This window comes from uncultured Granulicatella sp. (genome assembly GCF_963515615.1).
In the GTDB taxonomy this organism is placed as follows: domain Bacteria; phylum Bacillota; class Bacilli; order Lactobacillales; family Aerococcaceae; genus Granulicatella.
In genome coordinates, this window is record NZ_CAUPZT010000027.1 from 1 (window position 1) to 21,912 (window position 21,912).

The 21,912-nt window shown below is 33.5% G+C and carries 17 protein-coding genes and 1 other annotated feature; of the genes, 1 reads left to right on the forward strand and 16 read right to left on the reverse strand.

Going from position 1 to position 21,912, the window contains the following annotated elements:
* Window positions 1–656: 656 nt before the first annotated feature.
* From RYL55_RS05615 to guaB, 7 genes are all read right to left on the reverse strand, one after another.
* Window positions 657–3,482 (reverse strand): pneumococcal-type histidine triad protein, encoded by a 2,826-nt coding sequence (locus RYL55_RS05615; protein WP_315007995.1) that lies wholly within the window; start codon window positions 3,480–3,482, stop codon window positions 657–659.
* Between the two features lie 607 nt (window positions 3,483–4,089).
* Entirely contained in the window at window positions 4,090–4,563 is a 474-nt protein-coding gene (locus RYL55_RS05620; RefSeq protein ID WP_315007998.1) for a QueT transporter family protein, read from the reverse strand.
* Window positions 4,563–5,207, reverse strand: a complete 645-nt coding sequence (queC, locus tag RYL55_RS05625; protein ID WP_315007999.1) for a 7-cyano-7-deazaguanine synthase QueC — start codon at window positions 5,205–5,207, stop codon at window positions 4,563–4,565. Before queC ends, RYL55_RS05620 begins: the two co-directional genes overlap by 1 nt.
* Window positions 5,208–5,218: 11 nt before the next feature.
* A complete protein-coding gene (queF, locus tag RYL55_RS05630) occupies window positions 5,219–5,707 on the reverse strand; it encodes a preQ(1) synthase (RefSeq protein ID WP_315008001.1) in 489 nt (162 codons plus the stop codon).
* 168 nt (window positions 5,708–5,875) lie between these two features.
* Window positions 5,876–7,222, reverse strand: a complete 1,347-nt coding sequence (locus RYL55_RS05635; protein WP_315008003.1) for an MATE family efflux transporter — start codon at window positions 7,220–7,222, stop codon at window positions 5,876–5,878.
* 145 nt (window positions 7,223–7,367) lie between these two features.
* On the reverse strand, window positions 7,368–7,829 hold the full coding sequence (locus RYL55_RS05640) for a DNA starvation/stationary phase protection protein (RefSeq protein WP_315008005.1): 462 nt from the start codon (window positions 7,827–7,829) through the stop codon (window positions 7,368–7,370).
* A gap of 397 nt (window positions 7,830–8,226) precedes the next feature.
* A complete protein-coding gene (gene guaB / locus RYL55_RS05645; RefSeq protein ID WP_315008007.1) occupies window positions 8,227–9,705 on the reverse strand; it encodes an IMP dehydrogenase in 1,479 nt (492 codons plus the stop codon).
* Between the two features lie 209 nt (window positions 9,706–9,914).
* Here guaB and RYL55_RS05650 point away from each other — a divergent pair, with 209 nt between their 5' ends.
* Entirely contained in the window at window positions 9,915–10,589 is a 675-nt protein-coding gene (locus tag RYL55_RS05650; protein ID WP_315008009.1) for a M15 family metallopeptidase, read from the forward strand.
* A gap of 49 nt (window positions 10,590–10,638) precedes the next feature.
* Here the strand turns inward: RYL55_RS05650 and RYL55_RS05655 are convergent, their stop codons facing one another.
* From RYL55_RS05655 to argS, 9 genes are all read right to left on the reverse strand, one after another.
* Window positions 10,639–11,340, reverse strand: a complete 702-nt coding sequence (locus RYL55_RS05655; RefSeq protein WP_315008011.1) for a hypothetical protein — start codon at window positions 11,338–11,340, stop codon at window positions 10,639–10,641.
* Window positions 11,341–11,561: 221 nt separating this feature from the next.
* Window positions 11,562–12,815: an NAD(P)/FAD-dependent oxidoreductase gene (locus tag RYL55_RS05660; RefSeq protein WP_315008013.1), complete on the reverse strand. Its 1,254-nt coding sequence runs from the start codon at window positions 12,813–12,815 to the stop codon at window positions 11,562–11,564.
* 526 nt (window positions 12,816–13,341) lie between these two features.
* Window positions 13,342–14,460, reverse strand: a complete 1,119-nt coding sequence (gene msrB / locus RYL55_RS05665) for a peptide-methionine (R)-S-oxide reductase MsrB (protein ID WP_399545677.1) — start codon at window positions 14,458–14,460, stop codon at window positions 13,342–13,344.
* A gap of 252 nt (window positions 14,461–14,712) precedes the next feature.
* Window positions 14,713–15,255: a redoxin family protein gene (locus RYL55_RS05670; protein ID WP_315008016.1), complete on the reverse strand. Its 543-nt coding sequence runs from the start codon at window positions 15,253–15,255 to the stop codon at window positions 14,713–14,715.
* A gap of 17 nt (window positions 15,256–15,272) precedes the next feature.
* Entirely contained in the window at window positions 15,273–15,965 is a 693-nt protein-coding gene (locus RYL55_RS05675) for a cytochrome c biogenesis CcdA family protein (RefSeq protein WP_315008017.1), read from the reverse strand.
* A 118-nt stretch (window positions 15,966–16,083) separates the two neighbouring features.
* The gene (locus RYL55_RS05680; RefSeq protein ID WP_315008018.1) at window positions 16,084–17,670 is read right to left on the reverse strand and encodes an amidohydrolase; all 1,587 of its coding nucleotides are present in this window, start codon (window positions 17,668–17,670) and stop codon (window positions 16,084–16,086) included.
* 1 nt (window position 17,671) lies between these two features.
* Window positions 17,672–18,760, reverse strand: a complete 1,089-nt coding sequence (locus RYL55_RS05685) for a spermidine/putrescine ABC transporter substrate-binding protein (RefSeq protein ID WP_315008019.1) — start codon at window positions 18,758–18,760, stop codon at window positions 17,672–17,674.
* Window positions 18,761–18,931: 171 nt separating this feature from the next.
* Window positions 18,932–19,363 (reverse strand): hypothetical protein, encoded by a 432-nt coding sequence (locus RYL55_RS05690; protein WP_315008020.1) that lies wholly within the window; start codon window positions 19,361–19,363, stop codon window positions 18,932–18,934.
* A gap of 352 nt (window positions 19,364–19,715) precedes the next feature.
* A complete protein-coding gene (gene argS / locus RYL55_RS05695; RefSeq protein WP_315008021.1) occupies window positions 19,716–21,407 on the reverse strand; it encodes an arginine--tRNA ligase in 1,692 nt (563 codons plus the stop codon).
* Between the two features lie 53 nt (window positions 21,408–21,460).
* Window positions 21,461–21,671: a binding site (T-box leader), on the reverse strand.
* Between the last annotated feature and the right edge of the window lie 241 nt (window positions 21,672–21,912).

Genomic DNA, 21,912 nt, shown 5'->3' on the forward strand with positions numbered 1-21,912 from the left:
TGTCGAAATCAGGACGTGCTTTCTTCTATTTTTGAGACTTTTTGCCCAGTCTCCCTCCGTGTATCAATAATATATGTGGAAATTTTTTATCACCAAATTCATGAAATATCATATTCAAAAACCTCTACAAACTCAAATTTGTTAGCTAATTAAGTTTACTCGTTAACTTACACACTTAATTTATTTTTTGTTTTCTAAACACGAGACCACCTAAAAAAGTCTAATGAAGTGCTTTATTGCTTTCATTAACTATATATACATAGTCATTGTTTTTTTGAAACCCCTTAACTACCGTCAGTTTAACATATTTTTTTCTTTATTGTAACCATGGATTTTTTTCGATTTAAACTCTATCAAACGCCTCTTGCCCTGCTCCCAAGAATACATTTCACGCTTACTTCTGATAACTTTTTTTGTTTATCATATCCTTTTGAATAGTATTTATTTTTTTAAAATTGTTGTACTTCGTTTTATAATTCGACTAAAAGATGAAAGAAAAATTTTTGTTGAGAAAATACCATGAGACTTGCAGAGGCTGCTGGCGAACTTGCTAACACAAAATTTTTCTTTCATCTTTTAGCGTTTACGTATATCATCTACATACACGAAAAACGCCTGAATCTTTCTTTCGATTCAGACGTTTTTTCATCAATTTGTTATGCCGTAAAATCAGCCATGTTCTTTTTAACGACTTCCCCACTTGGTAGACGTAGCTCAATAGTTCCATCCATATTAAAGATAACACTATCTAATCCTAATCCGTAACTAGCAGCAAATTTTGCAATTTTCTCTTGTACTAGATCTACTGCTGGCGCTTCTTCTAACATTGGATCAAGCATAGGATCTACTCCTGTGTTTCCTTCTGGATTTAACATTTCATTATCTGTTGAATTTTCAGGTTTGACTGGTTTTTCATTAGGTTTTGGAGCCTCTGGTAAAATAGTTTCCGTTTTATTTTCTATTGGTTTTGTGTCAACCTTATCAGGAGTTGGTGTTACATTTTCAGAGATTTTATTTTCAGCATTTCCTTGAGGTGCTTCTCCTGTAAAATCTGCCATATTCTTTTTAATAACTTGACCATTTGGCAAATGTAATTCAATTGTTCCGTCCATATTGAACAAGACATTTTCTAATTTCATTCCATGGCTTTCTGCAAATTTAGCAACTTTTTCTTGTACTGGATCTACTGCTGGAGCTTCTTCTAACATTGGATCTAAAATAGGATTTTCAGTTGGTTTTGAAGGTTCGTCTACTTTTCCAATTTCTTTTGGTGATCCTTCAACTTTTTCTTCAGGCTTAGAACTTTCTCCTGTGCCATGTCCTTTAAATTGTGATAAAACTCCAGGTTTTTCTGTTTGATTATTCTTCTCTAAAATTGGAACTTCCACAATATAAGAAGATTGATTGTCTAAATAGGCATTTGCCATGAAGGTTACTGGAATTTTATTTCCTGCTGTCATCGTTGTTCCTTGATTTAATTTTGGAATTGGAAGTTGAATTTCTCCCACTTTGTAGTTATTTTCTAAATACGCATTTCCATGAAATTCATCAAAAACTCTGACTAAAGCATCTGTTCCTTTTGGTACTTCATATTGAGGTTTCACTCTTAAATAAGTATCCCCTGCATGGAATGGATAAAAAATCGTACGACTTGCCATATTGTATGCTAATGAAGATGGAACGGTAAATGTTCCTTCATAATTTACTTCTGGATAGTCTTTTGAAGTAATTGTATATTTAAATGTTTCTCCTGGTAAATATGGTTTATCTAATTCAAAATTAGCAATATTTCCTACGCCTTCACCAAACACTTTCCCAGATAGTTTCTCAATCACTTTCCCGTCAGGAGTTGTTAATTTCACCATCATATTTGTTCCTAATTTTTTCTCTAATTCTGGTGGGAAACTGAAGGATACACGTTTTTGTCCATTTGCTAATGTGAAGTTTTGATTGTTAAATGTACTATTTTTTAATAATTTTACAACACTTGCTAATTCTTCTCCTGTATAAACTTTATTTCCTTCTTTTTTAGCAACTCCTTCTTCTGGTTTGAAGAGTTCATAATTACTATGAGAGTGACCAATTCCAACTGGCTTATGTTCATCAATTGGATCTGCATGATGGTGATCTCCATGAGGATAAATAATTGCATTTTTTTCTTTATTCACTACAATACTTTCACGTTTTACACCGTATAGTTTCATAATGCCTGCAATTTTTTCTTCAATTTTTTTATCTAACTCACTCATTTCTGCTGGTTTCGTTTCATCATCATGGTGATGTTCTTCTTTAGGAGGCAATGCAGTCCCATTATAGCGTGCTTTAGCCGCTTCTAAATGTTCTTTTGGAATTAAATGTTCCCATTTTGTATGGACTAATTGTTCAAATGGAAGTACATGAATATCCTTCATGTTTCCATTATGTGCCACTAATAAGTTTTCTCCTGATGTACCAATAATATGATTCCCATCAAATAAAAATCCATCACTCGTTCTATAATGAATTCCAGAAAATTGTTTTTCTTTTGGCTGTGCATTCGGAACTTCAGCGATTGGTTTTGTTTCAGGTTTCGTAAGAGGTGTTGTACTTCCTCCTGTTAAACCATGTAATTCCTTTTCTACCTTTTCAACTTTTTCAATCGTTGATGTAACAGTATCATGATGTGAATTTTCATGATTCACTTGATTTTTATAAATAAAGTGGAAATGGTCTCCGTGTCGTACTACATACCCTTCTGCTGTTTCACTAACAATATCTTTTTTATCAAATACATAGCCATCATGGTCATGATCATGGTGTTCACCTTCGTGGTCATGTTTATCTCCATCATGCTCATGATGTTCGCCTTCATGGTCATGATGCTTCGTAGTTACTACTGGATTTCCTTCTTTGTCTTTATAAATAAAATGGAAATGATCACCATGACGAACGATATACCCTGTTTCTGTTTCACTTACAACATCTTTTTTATCAAATACATAGCCATCTTCTACTTCTTCATGATGTTCATGAGTTACTGAATTTGTAGCTAGTGTTGTTGCTAGTGTTTGTTGAGTATTATTTTTATAAATAAAGTGGAAGTGATCTCCGTGGCGAACAACATATCCCATTTCATTTTCTTCTACAATATCATTTGGATTAAAAATATATCCGTCATCTGCAGAACTAATAGCATTAGTAGCAGAAGTCTTTTGTTCATAGATAGCATCTGCTGGAGGAGCTCCGTATACAAAATGATAATGATCTCCATGTTTTTTTAAATATCCATTTTCGAATACTTCTCCAACAATTGTTTTTGGTTTATTTTCTTTTACTTTTTCAGCAATTTTTTCAAATTTTGCTAAATCATCTTTTGAAATTTCTGTTGTGGTAGTTTCTGATTCTGTTTGCTGACTTGTGTTTTGAGTATTAAACAGTGAACACCCTCCCAATAAAACAAGACTTGCACTCCCAATTAGTAGTGATTTTTTATGAATTTTCATTTTCTCTCCCTCTCCTATAAAACGTAATTTTTCCGTTTTATAACTTTACTCTCCTTTTCTTATTCTGTCAATGTTTTTTAGTTACGTAATAAAAGAAAGAAGAAAAATACTTTTTGTTTGCGAGGTCGCCAGTAGCCCCTATGGGTCTCTTGGCTAAAAATCGAGCCTCGGTCTCGATTTTTACCTGCAATAGAAGCCACCCCTTGGCTTCTATTGCTTTCGCTACAAAAGATTTTTCTGCTTTCTTTTATATTATATTTGCATTTTTTCACTGATTATATTTTTAAACGATACTATATAAATACACATTTTTTGTCTGACGTTTAGAAGTAGACATTTAAAAGTAGTATTTAGCTTTAAAAAATTGTTGCACTACTTTCTAAAATTTAGCTAAAAGATGAAAGAAACATTTTTGTTGCGAAGATAATGGAAGCCATATCCGGCTTCCATTATAGGTAAACTTCGAGACCAAGGCTCGAAGTTTAGCCATGAGACTCGCAGAGGCTGCTGGCGACCTTGCTAACACAAAATTTTTCTTTCATCTTTTAGCCCATATGCAAAAAAGACTTCGAAACAATATTACGTTTCGAAGTCTATACATCGTTTTCTATTCAACTACAGTTTTATCTAAAAATCCTTTTAAGAATTTTTCAACAATAAATGTACCTAAGAAGGCAAATAAAATATTCGACACTGCTACGCCAAATACACTAGGCCAGAATGGTACTTGTAAAGAGTAATACAATGCTGCAGCTACTACAAAGCCACACCAAATTCCATAAGCAGCACTCTTCACATAAGAATTTTTAAAAATACGGTTAAATAGATATAAACTCACTGATTGAATTAAAAATCCAGATAAAATATCAATCGGTCCAAGAGGACTTGGAATATTACTAATCATTACTCCTATTAAAATTCCTAATGACAATTGCGGTTTATAAAATGGAACACCCATTAATAAAGTTGATAAACGGAACTGAAACATCCCGTAAGAAATAGGATTAATTAATGTTAATACAACATATAACGCTCCTATTAAAGTATTTTGTGTTAATAATCTAATTTGTTTTTTATCCACTATAAAATCTCCAATCCATTTGCTAAAAAGGCTTTGTTTCGATCAATACAAGTTCCACATTTTCCACATGGAGGATACACCCCATTATAGCAACTGTACGTCAATTCATAAGGAACTCCTAATTCGACTCCTTTAGCGACAATATCTTTCTTTTTCACTTGTCCAAATGGAGCTGTCAATCGAACTTTACCTCCACTTCCTAATTGAACAGCCTGATTCATCGCTTCAATAAATTCAGGCGAACAGTCTGGATAAATAACTCCAGAATCATCCAAATGAGCTCCAAAATAAATTTCTGAAGCTCCTTTTTGCATCGCAATTCCTGCTAAAATCGAAATAAAAATTCCATTACGAAACTCCACTTCAGTATTCGCTTCTGTTTGAGTCGCATAATCTCCTGTACTGACTTCTATATCATTTCCAGCATTTAAAGAAGATTTGCTTCCAGAAAATACAGAAGTAACATCCAAAATTTGATGTGGAACTTTATAATACGCTGCAATTTTTCTAGCAGCTTCTAATTCCAATTCCTTATGCTTTTGATTATATGAAAATGAAATAGCTTCAACTTGAGGATCTTGACTCAAAGCAAGCGCCAATGCAGTCGAACTATCGACTCCACCACTTAATAATACTAATTTCATCACGATTCTCCTTAACGGTTGTCCACTTTTTCAGGATATAAATCATGATTCATCATACGATGATCTGCTACTTGTTCCCATTTAGTTCCTGGTTTTCCATAGTTACAATATGGATCAATAGAGATTCCCCCACGTGGTGTAAATTTACCCCAAACTTCAATATATTTTGGATCCATTAATTTTACTAAATCTTTCATAATGATATTCATACAGTCTTCATGGAAATCTCCACGATTTCTAAAGCTAAATAAGTATAATTTTAAAGACTTACTTTCTACCATACGTTCTCCAGGAACATAGCTAATATAAATTGTCGCAAAGTCAGGTTGACCTGTAATTGGACATAATGAAGTAAATTCTGGACAATTAAATTTTACAAAATAGTTATTTTCCGGATGTTTATTTGGGAATGACTCTAGCACTTCTGGTGCATAATCGTCACGATAAACTGTGTTACTTCCTAAGTGTGTAATTTCTCCCATTTCTTCGTTTTTTCTCATTCTTCTTCCTTCTTTCCGGACTATTAGACATAAAAAATTCCTGAAAAACACCATCGTTTTCCAGGAATTGATTGATCATTTCATGTTCAAATAAGCCCTAGTTTTGTTTATAGACAGGATGGTTACGAACTGTCTGACAAATATTCTACCATAAATGAAAGGAATTGACTAGTCTTGAACTAAACGATGAATCCATTTTTGAGAATAAACACGATAGAATCCTACGACTATTTTTGTCACTTCTTCCATACCTGCACAAATAACAACTACAGTAACTGGTAAATGCCACACTCCTGCTGCTAATAGAGATAATGGTACGCCGACTAACCATACACAACTCATTTCTAATTTCATTCCATAATGAGTATCCCCACCACCTCTTAAAACTCCTACAACAATAATGGAATTAATCGTTTTTAAGATAAAAATCATCCCCATTACTTGTAATAATTGTTGACCAAGAGTATACACTTCTGGACTAATATGTCCAAATAATAATAATGTCCATTGTGGCGTTAAACTTTCAATAGCACCAATGACTACACCCGTTATAATCGCTAAAATAATAAATCGATGGGCATCTTTTTTCGCTCGTTCAATTTTATTTTTTCCAATACTTTGCCCAAGCATAATACTACAACTACTTCCTAATCCACGAACGATAACAAAGGCTAAGCCTTGAATCGCAACTGCAATTTGCACCGCTGCAGTCGCTTGAGTTCCAACCATTGCATAAGCTGCATTATAAAACACTTGCCCTAGTGCCCAGAAGGTTTCATTGACAATAACTGGTAAAGTTGTCTTCCAATAAATTTCCCAAAATTCTTTTGGAATTTTTTGTAAATGTCGAATTGGAATTTGAAGCGGCCCTTGATAACGTTTGATAACAAAAACTAATACTCCAATTTCAACCATTCTCGCTACAACAGTTCCTAACGCTGCCCCGACAACTCCCATTGCTGGCAATCCTAACTTTCCAAAAATAAAAATATAATTGAAGAAAGCATTGGCAACAAAACTAATCATCGTTGCTATTAATGGAACCCTTGGATTTCCTGTACTTCTTAAAGCACTACCTAAAGAAAAACTCCATGCAGTAATGACATAGGTTAATGCCGCTACACGTAAGTAGTCCCCACCAGCTTGAACAACTGCTGCATCATGGGTAAATAACTCTAAAATCCCATAAGGAAATAACATTGCAACAAGCATAAATGCCACAGAAATAGCTGTAGACAACATTAAACTTGCCTGATTAATTTTTCGAACTTGAAGAACATCCCTCACACCCCAATATTGAGCAAATAAAACTGAGGAGCCTGTGTTAATTCCAAAACAAATCAATGTAAATAAGAAAAATACTTGATTCGCTAATCCAACACCCGCAATACTCGCATCACCAAGAGAGGAAATCATTATCGTATCTAATGTGTTCAAAAATGAAGTTAGTAAACTTTGCAATGCAACAGGAATCGCAATCGCAAACATTTGTTGATAAAACGCCTTTGAATTCATCTCATCCTCCTTCTATTATGTATCAATTTTTTTCTAAATCATTTTCTCTTCAACTATTCTATACTTTTGATGAATTTCTTTCAAATTATTGTATAACTTCAAACAAAAAAAGGATGAGTGACTCATCCTTTTTTGTTTGACTTGATTAGATTCCAGGTGCTTCGTTTAAGTGCGCACGTAACATCCAAATGATTTTTTCAATATCGCCTTTGAAGCCGATACAGATATCTTGTGATACATCATCGCCTTCTTCTCCAGCTGTTTCTAAACCTTCTTGGTATAATCCTCTTAAGTATTCATATCCTACTAATAAATGTCTTACCCATTCATCAATTGAACGCTCGTAAGATGCAGGAATATCTTGAATTTTTGTATTATCTGCAAATTCACGTAATGTTGAATATGGTGCTCCCCCAATAGTGATTAAGCGTTCTGAAACTTCATCTAATTGCTCATTGATTTCATCCATTAATTTATCCATTGCTGGGTGTAATGTTAAAAATCCACGTCCACGCATATACCAGTGTGCTTGGTGAATAATTGCTGCTTGTTGGCTTAAGTCAGCTACTAATTGATTTAATACTAATTTTGTTTTTTCTTTTGACATTTGTCATTCCTCCTTTATGAATATAGTATAACACAAAATAGAATTATTCTAAACTAGAATACTCAATTTTTTTATATTTTTTTGAGAAAAATAGGAATAAATTAATTTTTATACGTATTGTCAAGGAAAATAGTCGTATATTCTCGAGTTTTAGCATTGAGACTCGCAAGGTGAGGCTACTAGCGTCCCTTGCTACATCAGATAAAGTCCTATCTCATTCACCGTACCCTCGTAAATACACGCTCAAATAAATGGACTTTTCGCCGTAGCATTAGTACTAGAAGCCACATTGGCTTCTAGTACAGGAAAACTTGAGACCTTAGGCTCAAGTTTTAGGCATGAGACCGCAGGGCTGCTGCCGTCCTTCGCTACTTCAGATAAAGTCCAAATTACGTAATTACTGGACAGAATAATTAGGCGCTTCTTTGGTAATTTGTACGTCATGTGGATGGCTCTCTCTTAATCCAGCACCACTCATACGAATAAATTGCGTATTTTCACGAAGCTCCTCTAAATTATGCGCTCCTACATAACCCATACCAGAACGCAAACCACCAATCATTTGAAAAATAATGTCACTAGCAGCACCTTTATACGCTACACGTCCTTCAATTCCCTCAGGAACACGCTTATTCGCTTCATTTTTTGATTGGAAATAACGATCACTCGAACCATTTTCCATTGCAGCTAAACTACCCATTCCACGATACGTTTTAAAACGACGTCCTTGATAAATTTCAAATTCACCTGGAGACTCATCCGTTCCTGCTAATAAACTACCTAACATAACAACATGTCCACCAGCAGCAATTGCTTTAACAATATCTCCTGAATATTTAATTCCACCGTCTGCAATAATCGCTTTTCCATATTCTCTTGCAACTGTGGCTGCATCATAAATTGCAGTTACTTGCGGAACACCTACACCAGCTACTACACGTGTCGTACAAATAGAACCTGGTCCAATCCCAACTTTTACAACATCCACTCCCACTTCAAATAAAGCGCGAGTACCTTCTGCTGTAGCAACATTTCCTGCAATTAATGTTGCATCTGGAAATGTTTCACGAATTTCTTTAATTTTACGAATCACTCCTTCGCTATGTCCGTGTGCTGTATCGATGACAATTGCATCTGCCCCAGCTTCTAACAATGCTTTTGCACGTTCATAAGTATCTGAGGTGATACCAACTGCTGCGGCTACTAATAATCGTCCATGCTGATCCTTTGCTGAATTTGGGAATTCAATAACTTTTTCAATATCTTTAATCGTAATTAATCCTGATAAATTTCCTTTTTCATCTACTAATGGAAGTTTTTCAATCTTATGTCTTTGTAAAATACTTTCTGCTTCTTTTAAAGAAGTTCCCACTGGTGCTGTAATTAATGGTTCCTTTGTCATCACTTCTTCAATTTCAATTGAATAATCTGTAATAAAACGTAAATCACGATTCGTTAAAATACCGACTAATTTTTGATTTTCAAATGATTCCACAATCGGTACACCACTAATACGATATTTTGCCATCAATTCTTCTGCTTCTTGTACAGAATGCTTCGGAGTTAGGAAAAATGGATTTAAAATAACACCACTTTCAGAACGTTTCACTTTATGAACTTCTTCAGCTTGTGCTTCAATCGACATATTTTTATGAATAACTCCTAAACCACCTTGTCGTGCAATCGCAATCGCCATTGTTGAATCTGTAACAGTATCCATACTAGCACTCATTAATGGAATTTTTAACAATAAATTCTTTGCAAGTTGTACTTGTAAATCCACATCATTTGGTAGTACATGACTTTCTGCTGGAATTAATAATACATCATCAAATGTATAACCTTCTTTTTGAAACTTTGTTTCCCACATGGACATATTGGAGACCTCCTAGAATCTGTAATTTTTTAATTGCTACTATACCATAAACTGAATAAAATTCAAGTAGTTTTTCATTAGAATACGGTTAATTTACGAACATTATTTGTTATTTCCGATAAAAATATTCTTGTTTTTTAAAATTTCATTTCTACATATTTTCATTTCAATATCTGTGCTACAATAAATACTATAAATAAAGGGGGATAATGATGAAAAAATTCATTTATATGGTAGCAAGTCTAGCATTTTTAACAGCTTGTCACTCTACCACTACTACAGAAAACAAAGCAGAAACCACTCAAGCGACTGCTACAACTGAACAAACTACTCAAAAAAGTAATGGTCAAGCGGATTTATCATTAGGAATCCAAATGGTTGTTAACAAAAAACATAAACTTCCTGCTGACTATAATCCAGGAGAAAATCCAATTGCTGGAGAAAAAGTGAGGGAGCTTATTCAAAAAATGCAAGAGTTAGGTTTCAGTATTAGTAATCAATATAGTGGATTTCGTTCCTATGAATACCAAACTCAACTTTATCAAAATTATGTGAATAAAGATGGAAAAGAAGCGGCTGATACTTACTCTGCTCGTCCGGGATATAGTGAACATCAAACAGGGCTTGCTTTTGATATTTTAAATGGTACTGGTGGATTATTAGGAGAAAATCCTCAAGATGAGAAAGCCATTGAATGGTTGCATAGTCATGCTCATGAATACGGGTTTATTGTAAGGTTCCAAGAAGGAAAAGAAGCCATTACGGGTTATCAAGCAGAAGCATGGCATTTAAGATATGTTGGAGATATTGCAGAACAAATTTATACTTCAAAACTAACATTAGAAGAATATTTTAGTGTAGAAGGCGGCAATTACGCTGATTGACACTAAAGAACAAGCCGTTAATCAAATGATTAACGGCTTGTTCAAAACATTAATAAATCTGACAATCTGTTATGATTGAATGTTGTTTTGCTTTTAATGATTCCAAACGTTCTTGGTATAAACTTGGAAATGTTGTCATTCTTGCACGAAGAGGTCTTATTTTTAATGCAGAAACTAAATAGTCTACAAATAACAAACAATTATTTCGCCACATCGTATACAATTTAAATTGCGTTTTTCTAAATTTATAAAAAGTTACTGGCATGCACTGCACCATAAAATACGCATACATCTCTTCTAACTTCTCACTAACCGGATTAAATGAACAAATATCATCTGGTGGAGACCAAGTAAAAGATTCCTTCAATACTTTTTCCAAACGATTTTTAATTAATTGAATTTGTTCATCAGTAACTTCTAAACTATAAATATAAAGCGTTTTTTGGTAATGTCTCTTACAAAATTTGAAATAATCTTCTCTTGGTGCTTTTAATAATACACCTTCTCCTCTGGCTCCATTTAAAATACAAGCTAATTCATCATAATTTCCATAAGAATATACATAGCCTTCAATACAAATATCTACATGTCCTAAAACTCCCATGCCAATTTCCATTGCATGGACAATAATTTCTAACTTTGATTTTGCTTCTGGAATTGGTCTAGCTAGACTTGTATCTACTTGAGATAAGTCCATTAATGGTAATAAACGAATTCCTTTTTCTACAATTCTTTCTCCCAATTTTACCATATTGAAAGAGATACACCTCGATTCATTTAAGATATCGTTGTTATTATAACATAATAAACGCTATTTCGTTACAAAAATCAAAAAACTCCGACAAAATTGTCGGAGAAAAAAAAGGATAGAGTTTATTTACTTTTGGGAGGTAAATATATTCTTTTGGAATAGTTAAAGCATACACTTGATTTGTGAAGATTTTATGACGAATCTATGCTATTTTCATATTTTTACCAACCTTGTGCAGCGTGTAATCCTGCAACATATCCAGTTACAAAGGCTGAAGTAATATTATACCCTCCAGTATATCCATGAATATCTAATAATTCTCCACAGAAATATACTCCTTGAGTAATTTTAGATTCTAAGGTCTTTGGATCCACTTCTTTTAATTGAATTCCTCCACCCGTTACAAAACCTTTCTCAATTGGTAGACTCCCATTAACTGTAAATCTAAAATCTTGAATAGAGTTTAATAATTGTTGCACTTCTTGATCAGTCATTTTACCAATCACTTTTTGAGAAGACAATCCAATTTGTTGAAGTAAAAATTCTGCATATCGTTCAGGCATCCATTCTTTTAGTAATGTTTTCACTGTCTTTTGTAGATTATTTTCTTTCCATTCTTGCCATTGTTCTGATAACTCCTGTTTTGTTAAATCAGGTTGTATATTTAATGACATTGTAACTTCTTTGACATTATCTTTTTGTTGTACCTGATGAACAAAGCTTGAGCAACGTAATACTGCTGGTCCACTGATGCCAAAATGCGTAAAAATCATATCCATTTGATGTGTTACAACTGCTTTTCCTTTTTGATTCAATACACTTAAAGCAACATTTCTTAAAGAAAGAGCTCGTAATACGCCTTCTTTAATGAAAGCTTCCTGACTTGTTAGGGGGACTTCTGTAGCAAATAATGGTGTAATGGTATGTCCTATATTTCGGGCGATTCCATATCCGTCTCCAGTTGAACCTGTTTTTGGATAGGATTTTCCACCTAGCGCTAAAATAACGGCATCTCCTTCTATTCTTTCGCCAGTATCTAATTCGACTGCTGAAAACAGTTCTTCTTCTAGTCGAATCGCTTTAACTTTTACATTTGTTCTTACTTGAATGCCTAATCGTTTAATTTCTTCGATAAATGTATTTAAAATAGTTTTAGCGGAATCAGATACTGGAAACATTCTTCCGTGGTCTTCTTCTTTTAATTTAACTCCTCGATTTTGGAAAAATTCGATAATATCTTGGTTATCAAATTGGGAAAAGGCACTATGTAAGAATCGTCCGTTTCCAGGAATGTGTTTAATGATTTCGTCTCTTGATCGGATGTTTGTTACGTTGCAACGTGTTCCGCCTGTTAATAATAATTTTCGTCCTAAGCTTGGATTTTTTTCTAGTAGAATTACTTCTACACCTGCTAACGCTGCACTGACGCTTGCCATTAGTCCGCTCGTACCTCCACCTACTACAATGACTTTCATAATTTCTCCTTTGTATGTTTATTCGTAATTTTACTATAAGGGAAATGATACTTGACCGTCAAACTATAAGGTGAATAAAGAGAAAATACTTTTGGTTATAGTAACAAAGGACGGTAGCAGCCTTGCTACTTCAAGTCTCATACCTAAAATTCGAGCCTCGATCTCGAATTTCCCTTCCACTAGTAACCATTCCATGGTTACTAGTGGGCTTGTTACTATAAAAGTATTTTCTCTTTATTCATTACGTCCTCTCATATATATGCTCCTAACCAAAAAAGACTTGCCGTTGTAGCATTCACATTATTCTATCCGCTACTACTATAGCTAAAGTCTTATTCATTACGCCCATTAATTTATATGATCCACAACCTGAAAAAAACTTGCCATAGTAGTATTAGTCCAATAAGTCAAATATTGGCTTATTGGACAGGAAAATTTGAGACCTAGGCTCAAATTTTAGGCATGAGACCGCAGGGCTGCTGCCGTCCTCTACTACTATAGCTAAAGTTTTATTCATAAAAATTTTTTATTTTACAAAATCCATCAAAAATCCATAACCTTTTTCTTCCATATCTGCTAACGGAATGAAACGAATAGATGAACTATTAATGCAGAAACGTAATCCTCCTTTGTCTTGAGGTCCATCATCGAATACATGCCCTAAATGAGAATCCGCAATCCGACTACGAACTTCAATTCGTTTCATATTAAAACTTGTATCTTCCTTGTAATTCACGACTTCTGAAGAAATAGGCTTTGTAAAACTAGGCCAACCACAACCAGAATCAAACTTATCTTTGGAAGAGAAAAGTGGTTCTCCAGTTGCAACATCCACATAAATACCTGCTTCATGATTGTCCCAATACTCATTAGAAAAAGCTTTTTCTGTTCGATTTTCTCTAGTAACCGCATATTGTTCTTTTGTTAGTGTCTTTTTCAACGTTTCGTCATCTGGTAATGGGAATAAACTTGGATCAATTACTGGATCATTTGCTTTATTCACATCAATATGACAATAGCCATTTGGATGTTTCTTTAAATAATCTTGATGGTAATCTTCTGCAACAACAAAGTTTCTAAGATTTTCTCTTTCAATTGCAACTTTCTTTCCTAATTGTTCTTCTTTTTCTGCTATTACTTGTTCAATAATTTCTTTATCGTCATCATTTTGGTAATAAATTCCTGTTCGATATTGACGACCTACATCATTTCCTTGTTTATTTACTGATAGAGGATCAATTACTCTAAAGTAATATAATAAAATTTCTCGAAGCGATACAACTTTTGCATCATACGTAATTTTTACTGTTTCTGCATGGTCTGTATCATGAATTAATTGATAGTTTGTTGTTTCTACTTTTCCATTTGCATACCCACTAACTGCATCTTCTACTCCATTAATTCTTGAGAAATATTCTTCTAATCCCCAAAAACAGCCGCCTGCTAGATAGATTTCCTTCAACTCTTTTTCTCCCTTATTTTCTGATTTATTAACCTTTTGCTGGTTAATAATAGAACTAACCTTTTTCTCAATTGGATTTCCGTTTCCTAGATTAGTTAACGGAGAAGAATAAACAAAATAATAAGAAGCAATCAGCAATACAATTAACGTTACGACTCCAATCAATATTTTTTTATCCATTATACCCACTCCCTAGATTTTACTGAGATATTTTGAATCTATTAATTATTCATGTATTCTACTAAATATTAAGTATAAAATACTTTTAGGTATAGTAACAAAGGACGGTAGCAGCCTTGCTGTTGCAAGTCTCATACCTAAAATTCGAGCCATAGTCTCGAATTTTCCTTGCCGTTGTAGTATTAACATGAGACAGCACTACTGGCTGCTTGCGTCCTCCTACTACAACAGCTAAAGTCTTATTCAAAAAAATATTTACATCTTATCAAGTTGTTTCTGAATATCCTCATTTGATAGATGCCCTGGATGTGCTTGTACTAATTCCCCATTTTGATTAATGAAAACAGATGTTGGATATCCAATGACTCCTACTTGTTTAAAGAAATCTGGAGTTTCTGCCATCAATACAGGTAAATTTTTATACTCTAATCCTGAAAACCATTCTTTAAAATCTTGAGCTTTTTTCTCACGATTTACACCAGGTGCTACCACACTTAAAATGACCGAATCCTCTGCATGATCAGCTGCTAGCGCATCCACTTCAGGTAATCCTGCTAAACAAGTTGGACACCAAGATGCCCAAACTTTAATATACACTTTTTTTCCTTTATAATCCGATAAATGAACCGTTTTTCCATCAAAAGTTTTAAATGAAGCTTCTAACACTTTTTTAGTAGCACTTTTATCTTTTGAAACTGTTTCAGTAGAAGGCTTCGCTGTATTTGCTTGCTGATTGGCCATTGGCTGACAAGCGCCTAATAATAAACTAGCTCCAATACACACATATTTCCATTTCATTTTTCATTCTCCTATCCTTATAAAAATAATACTTGCAATTGTTGAATAATAATCCAAACACCCATTGCAATAATAATGATTCCACCAATTTTCTTTAATAAAAATAATTGTTTCTTCGCAAGATTAAAAGCTTTCATCGCAGCTGTTGAAGCAATTGATAACACTAAAAATGGAATGGATAACCCTAAAATATACATTCCTAATAGAAACATACCATAAAAAACACTTGCTTGCTGAGTTGCAACAATTGTTAAAACCGAACTTAATACAGGACCTACACAAGGAGTCCATCCAAAACTAAAACTCAATCCTAACAAATAACTACTCCATAATGACTGCTCATTTTTTGTTTCAAACTGCACTGTTTTTTGTTTTTGTAAACTTGTTAATTGAAATACTTCCATTTGATGTAAGCCTAATAAAACAATAATAATTCCTAATACTAAATGAAAATAAGAATTATACAATAATTGACCTAAAAAACTAGCTGCAAATCCTAACACAAAGAATATTGTTGAAATTCCTGCCACAAATAGAAAAGTTCGAATAACCGGTAATAATGCAATTTCAAACTTTCCGATTTTAATAATTCGATTTCCTCTATCACTCATTAGTACTCCAAAATAAACTGGAAACAGTGGTAACACACATGGCGAGAAAAATGACAATAATCCCGCAACAAAAATGCTTCCCCATAATAAAATATCCATATATACACCCCTTCTTAATAATAGATAACTTCATTATAATCATTTATCCCCAAATAAAACACAAATATGCTTACACAAAAAAATGAAGTAGAATCTCTACTTCATCTTTCAATCTATCTTAAGCTTGATAAACTTTTTTTCCATTAACATAAGTTGCTACAACAGTTGTTTTTAAGATTTCTTCAGGACTTGCTTCTAAGAAATTTTTCGATAAAATAACAAAGTCGGCAAAATTTCCTACTTCTAATGTTCCAATATCTAATCGACTAAGTGATTTTGCAGCTCCATTTGTATGAGCAAATAGAGCTTCTTGGGCACTGATTCTTTGTTCAGGCATCAATGCTGGTTCTGGAAGTCCTTCTACTGTTTGACGAGCCACAGCAAAATACAACGTTTCAAATGGAGTTACATTTAGTACTACCGGAGTATCTGTTCCAAATGCTAGAGTCGCTCCTTGAGTAATAAAGGAGTGGAATGGAAACATTTGTTTTGCACGAATTTCTCCAACTTCTTCATCTAATGTTTCATATCCAACTAATAAATGGCTTGGTTGAACTGAAACAATAAGAGATTTTTGAGCTGTCAGCGGCAAGTCCTTTGGATCCATTACTTCTAAATGCTCAATCGTATTAAATTTATATGGCTTATCAAAAGGATATTTTTCTTGCGCTTGTTTAAAATTCAATAATGTTAATTCAACTGCTCTATCTCCAACAGTATGAATACGCATTGGCCAACCTTCTTGATTGGCTAATAAAGTCAATCGTTCCATTTTTTCTTCCGTTAAAAGTGGCCCTCCCACATCTCCTTCAAAAAATGGCATTGGGTAGGGTTCTTTTAAATAAGCTGTATGCGAACTTGTCACTCCATCATAAAACTGTTTCACGCCACCCATTTGCAACATTGGAGATTGGTAAGTTTGATAGAGACGACGGTTTTCTTCAACTTCTTCTCGCATCGCTGGGAAAAAGCTTACTCGAACCGTTGCGTCATCTTCTACACTAGAATACAATTTTGGATAAACAATATCATCAGGGCTTTCTCCTGTTAACGCAACATCACCAACTGCTGTGATTCCCATCGCATTCAAATGTTTCATATAGTCTAATAACGCTACTTTAGACTCAGCTTCATAAATTGCTAGTACTTTAGATAAATAATAAATCGCAATAGCTTCTAAAAATACTCCTGTTAATTCACCATCTTTTTTAACAGCTTCTCCACCAATTTCAGAAGGAATATTTTCACTCGTTAACCCTAATTCTTCTAATGCTTTAGTATTCAGCCAAATCGTGTGTGCATCTCCAGCAATCAAGCAAATTGGAACTTCATTGGAAGCTTTATCTAAATCTTCCTTTGTTGGTAAAACTTGTTGTCCAAAATCACTTGCATACCAACCAATTCCAATTTTCCATCCGTTATAGACAGGAATTTCTTTTGCTTGAGTAACAACTTCTTCAATCAAAGGAGCTCCGACTGCTTTCATCTTTCCTAAATGAATCAAACTGGATAAATATAAATGCACATGCGCATCAATAAATCCAGGAGTAACCATTTGATCCCCGGTATCAATGATTTCTCCGTCTACTTCTTCATGATAAGGAAGAATAGCTGCAATCTTCCCATCTTTTATTTCTAATATTCCTTCAATCGTTTCTTTTGAATCTCCGATAAAGAGATGTTTACTTTTAACAAAATAATGCATATTATAACTCCATTTTAAAATTTAAAAAGGCATCATTGTAGTTAGAAATCCATTCTGTTCCAAGATATTCATAATGCTCTAAACTCTCAATAACTTCTTGTGATGGATAAAAGGTTTCATCTGAAACTACTTCTTCATCTAATAATGCTTTTGCTGCTTCATTTGGTGTAGCATATCCTACAAAAGCTGCATTTCTAGCAGCATTTTCAGGACGAAGCATAAAGTTAATAAATGCATATGCTCCTTCAATATTTTCTGCATTATACGATAATGCAAAGTTATCCGTCCAAACAGCACTTCCATCTTGTGGTAAAATATATTGCACCGCTGGATTCGCTTCTGCTACAGCAGCTGCATCTCCTGAATAACCAATACCAATCGGTGCTTCTTCTAATTTCATCATTGTTTTAATTTCTTCATTTAACACAGCACGTACATTTGGATTTAATGCTTTAATTTTTAGTTCTGCTTCTTTTAATTGCGCTGCATCTTTTGAATTGAGTGAATATCCTAATGACTGCAATGCTAATCCCATTGTTTCACGATTTCCATCTAGTAATAAAATTTTATTACGGAATTCACTCTTCCATAAATCATTCCAAATTGTAATACTTTCTGGATCGATATATTTTGTATTCACCATAATCCCAACAGTCCCCCAGAAATAAGGAACTGTATATTGATTTCCAGGATCCACTGGGCTATTTAATAAAAATGATGAAATATTTTCTAATCCTTGAATTTTAGAATGATCCAATGGCTGTAATAAGTTTTGATTTACTAATTTTGTAATACTCGATTCACTTGGAAATACGATATCATAACGAGTACCACCTTGTTTTAATTTTGCTTCCATTGCATCATTTGAATCGAAAGTTTCATAGACCACTTGAATATTTGTTTCTGCTTCAAATTCTTTAATCAATTCTGGATCAATATAATTTCCCCAGTTAAATAAATAGAGTTGCTGTTTTTCACTTGAAGCTGTCTCATCAGCTGAAATTTCTTTTACTTGAATATATTTTTTTACTCCTAATAGTAATAGGATTACTACAATAATTGATAGGATTAAAGATACTAACTTTTTCATGAAAAACCTCATTTCTTATTCTTTTACAATAACTTGATAGTAATAAAATATCGCTTTCACGTCAACTAGTACGGTCTAAAAATATAAAAATATCCGTTTAAGCAGAATTCTTACTTAAACAGATGTTCACTGTTGAATATTTTAGTTAAAAAATTGTCACATTTAACGAATCTATCCCTTAAAATCTCCTTGTTTTGTTTCAATAATTTTCATAGCTGAGCGAATAATATGAAATTCATCAATTAACTTTCCAATTAATTCATAGTTCCATTGAGTTAATCTACCAGATAAGATTTTATGAGAATATTGATGAAAAGACTCTAGATGTTCTTCAATACTCATTAACATCTCCTTTGCATCTTTATGACAATATTTCTGAGTAAGATTTGCAAGTTCTTCAGAAAATAACGCAATATTATTTTCATGAATCGTTACTTTCTTACCTTCATCTACAATATCATTCGCTTCATAACAAGTTAAAAACTTTTGTTCAATGATATTACAAATAAACACGACATCTAATTGTAAAATATATTTTTTCTCTTCTGGACGCTGTTCTTCATTTTTATTATACTCTACTAAACTTCCAATTTGTCTACTCATCCATTTTGGAAGTTATTCATTGCTTACTTCAAAACGCTCCTTTGCTCTTTGAGCAAAATGATCTGTCCATGTATAATTTGGTCCAAATGAAAGACCCATAACATTACTCCTTTACATCCATAAATTTCATGTCACGAGAACTTTATTCCCTTACATTATTTCTCCTAATCCTTATTTCATCCCCTATAAATTTCTATTCAACAAATTTTCCTCCTCTCATCTCCCGTCAATACTACTGATTAGAATAAATTCTCATTTGAATTTTAGTAAGACTCTTTCTGTTTTTCAATAGAGAATATAAAATAAAACAAAAACTCTCACTTGCCAGGTAAACAAGTGAGAGATAGGATGGCTACATTTCGTCTGGAGATTCTACTCCTAAAATTGCAAGACCTTGTTTTAAGATAACAGCTGTTGCTTCCACTAATGCTAAACGAGCATTTAGACCTTCATCTTCTTGTAAGATACGGCTGTTTGCATAATATTTATTGAAGGCTTGCGCTAGAGAAATTACATATTTAGAAATCACAGAAGGTTCAAATTTGCTTTCTGCATATTTCACAATATTTGGATAATTTTCAATTTGTTTTAATACTTCCCATGCATAATCATCTTCTAATTCTAATGCTTGAGATAAATCAACTGAAACTCCTGCTTTTCTTAAAATACTCATTGCACGAGCACGAGTATATTGAACATAAGGTCCAGTTTCTCCTTCAAATTGAACAACTTCTTCTAAGTTGAAATCGAAACTATTTGTACGATCATTTTTCAAATCGTGGAAGATTACTGCACCTACCCCAACTTGTTTTGCAACTTGTTCTTTGTTAGGTAAGTTTGGATTTTTAGCTTCAATTTGTTTTAAAGCTAATTCTACAGCTTCGCTTAATACTTCTTCTAATAAGACAATTTTACCTTTACGTGTTGATAATTTTTTTCCACCTAAAGTAATTAAACCAAATCCGATATGAATCATATTTTCTTGCCATTCACGACCCATTTCATTTAACACAGCTTTTAATTGTTTGAAGTGGTGCGCTTGTTCATTCCCTACAACATAAATGTTTTTAGCGAAATCATAAGTTTCTTTACGATAATGTGCTGCTGCTAAGTCACGAGTCATATATAATGTAGCACCGTCTGATTTTTTGATTAATGCAGGTGGTAAGTCATATTTATCTAAGTGAACAACAGTTGCTCCACGGTCAATTGTAGTAATTCCATTTTTTTCTAAATATTCTACAATTGGATCCATTTTATCATTATAGAAAGCTTCACCATTATAAGAATCAAATGTAATTCCTAACACATCATAAATACGGTTGAATTCTTTTAATGATTCAGATTTGAACCAATTCCATAGTTCTTCGGCTTCAGCATCGCCATCTTCTAATTTTTTAAACCATGCACGTCCTTCATCTTCTAAAGTACTATCGTTTTCTGCTTCATCATGAAATTTAACGTATAAACGCAATAATTCTGCAATTGGTTCATTTTCAACGGCTTCTTTTGTTCCCCATTTTTTGTAAGCAACAATTAATTTACCAAATTGTGTCCCCCAGTCTCCTAAGTGGTTAACTTTAATTGGGTTATAACCAACTTTTTTCTCTAAGTTAACGATAGCATTACCGATTACTGTTGAACGTAAGTGCCCCATTGACATTGGTTTTGCAATATTTGGACTAGACATATCAACGATAACATTACGTCCTTGTCCAAAATCAAAGTTACCATATTCTTCTCTTTGTTCTAAAACAGTGTGTAATGTTTCATCTGCAAATTTTCCTTTTGAAAGGAAGAAGTTTGCATAAGGTCCCATTGCTACTGCTTGGCTAATATGTTCATCAGAAACTGCTTCAACAATTTCTTGTGCAATTGCTTGTGGTGCTTTACGTAATACTTTTGCAAGTGAAAATGCTGGGAAAGCTAAATCTCCTTGTTCTGCATATTTTGGAACTTCAATCATTTTATAAATTTCTTCAAATGATAAATGTTCGCTAATTGTTTTATGAATTTGTTCTGCGACTATTTTTTTGTAATCCATATTGACACTCCTTCTTTTGTATAAATAAAAAAGCCCCTAATCAAGCAACCTTGACTAGAGACGAGATAACCCGTGGTACCACTCTTATTGTTTAAAATTTTAAACCACTTTAAACTTTTTTAACGGTAAGCGACCGGATTACTCTACTACCTTCGAATAATCATTTCCAAAGTGCGGTTCATTTACTTCACCATGACTGGCTTCCACCACCCCAGCTCGCTAAAACAGATATCCGTAAACTACTCTCTTCTTCATAAATGTTTCTTATTTATAGGACGATTATAACAAGCGACAGAATATTTGTCTAGTAATTTTACAAGAAACCTTATAATACATATAATAGAAAAGACTTTGCATAGTAGCACTACCCATGAGACCGCAGGTCTGCTGGCATCCTTCTGCTACTATCATGCAAAGTAAAACTCATAAACGTACTCTCATAAATATCAATCCAAAAGAAAAGACTTTGTATAGTAGCATTAGTAATATAATCTGCAAAGTCAGA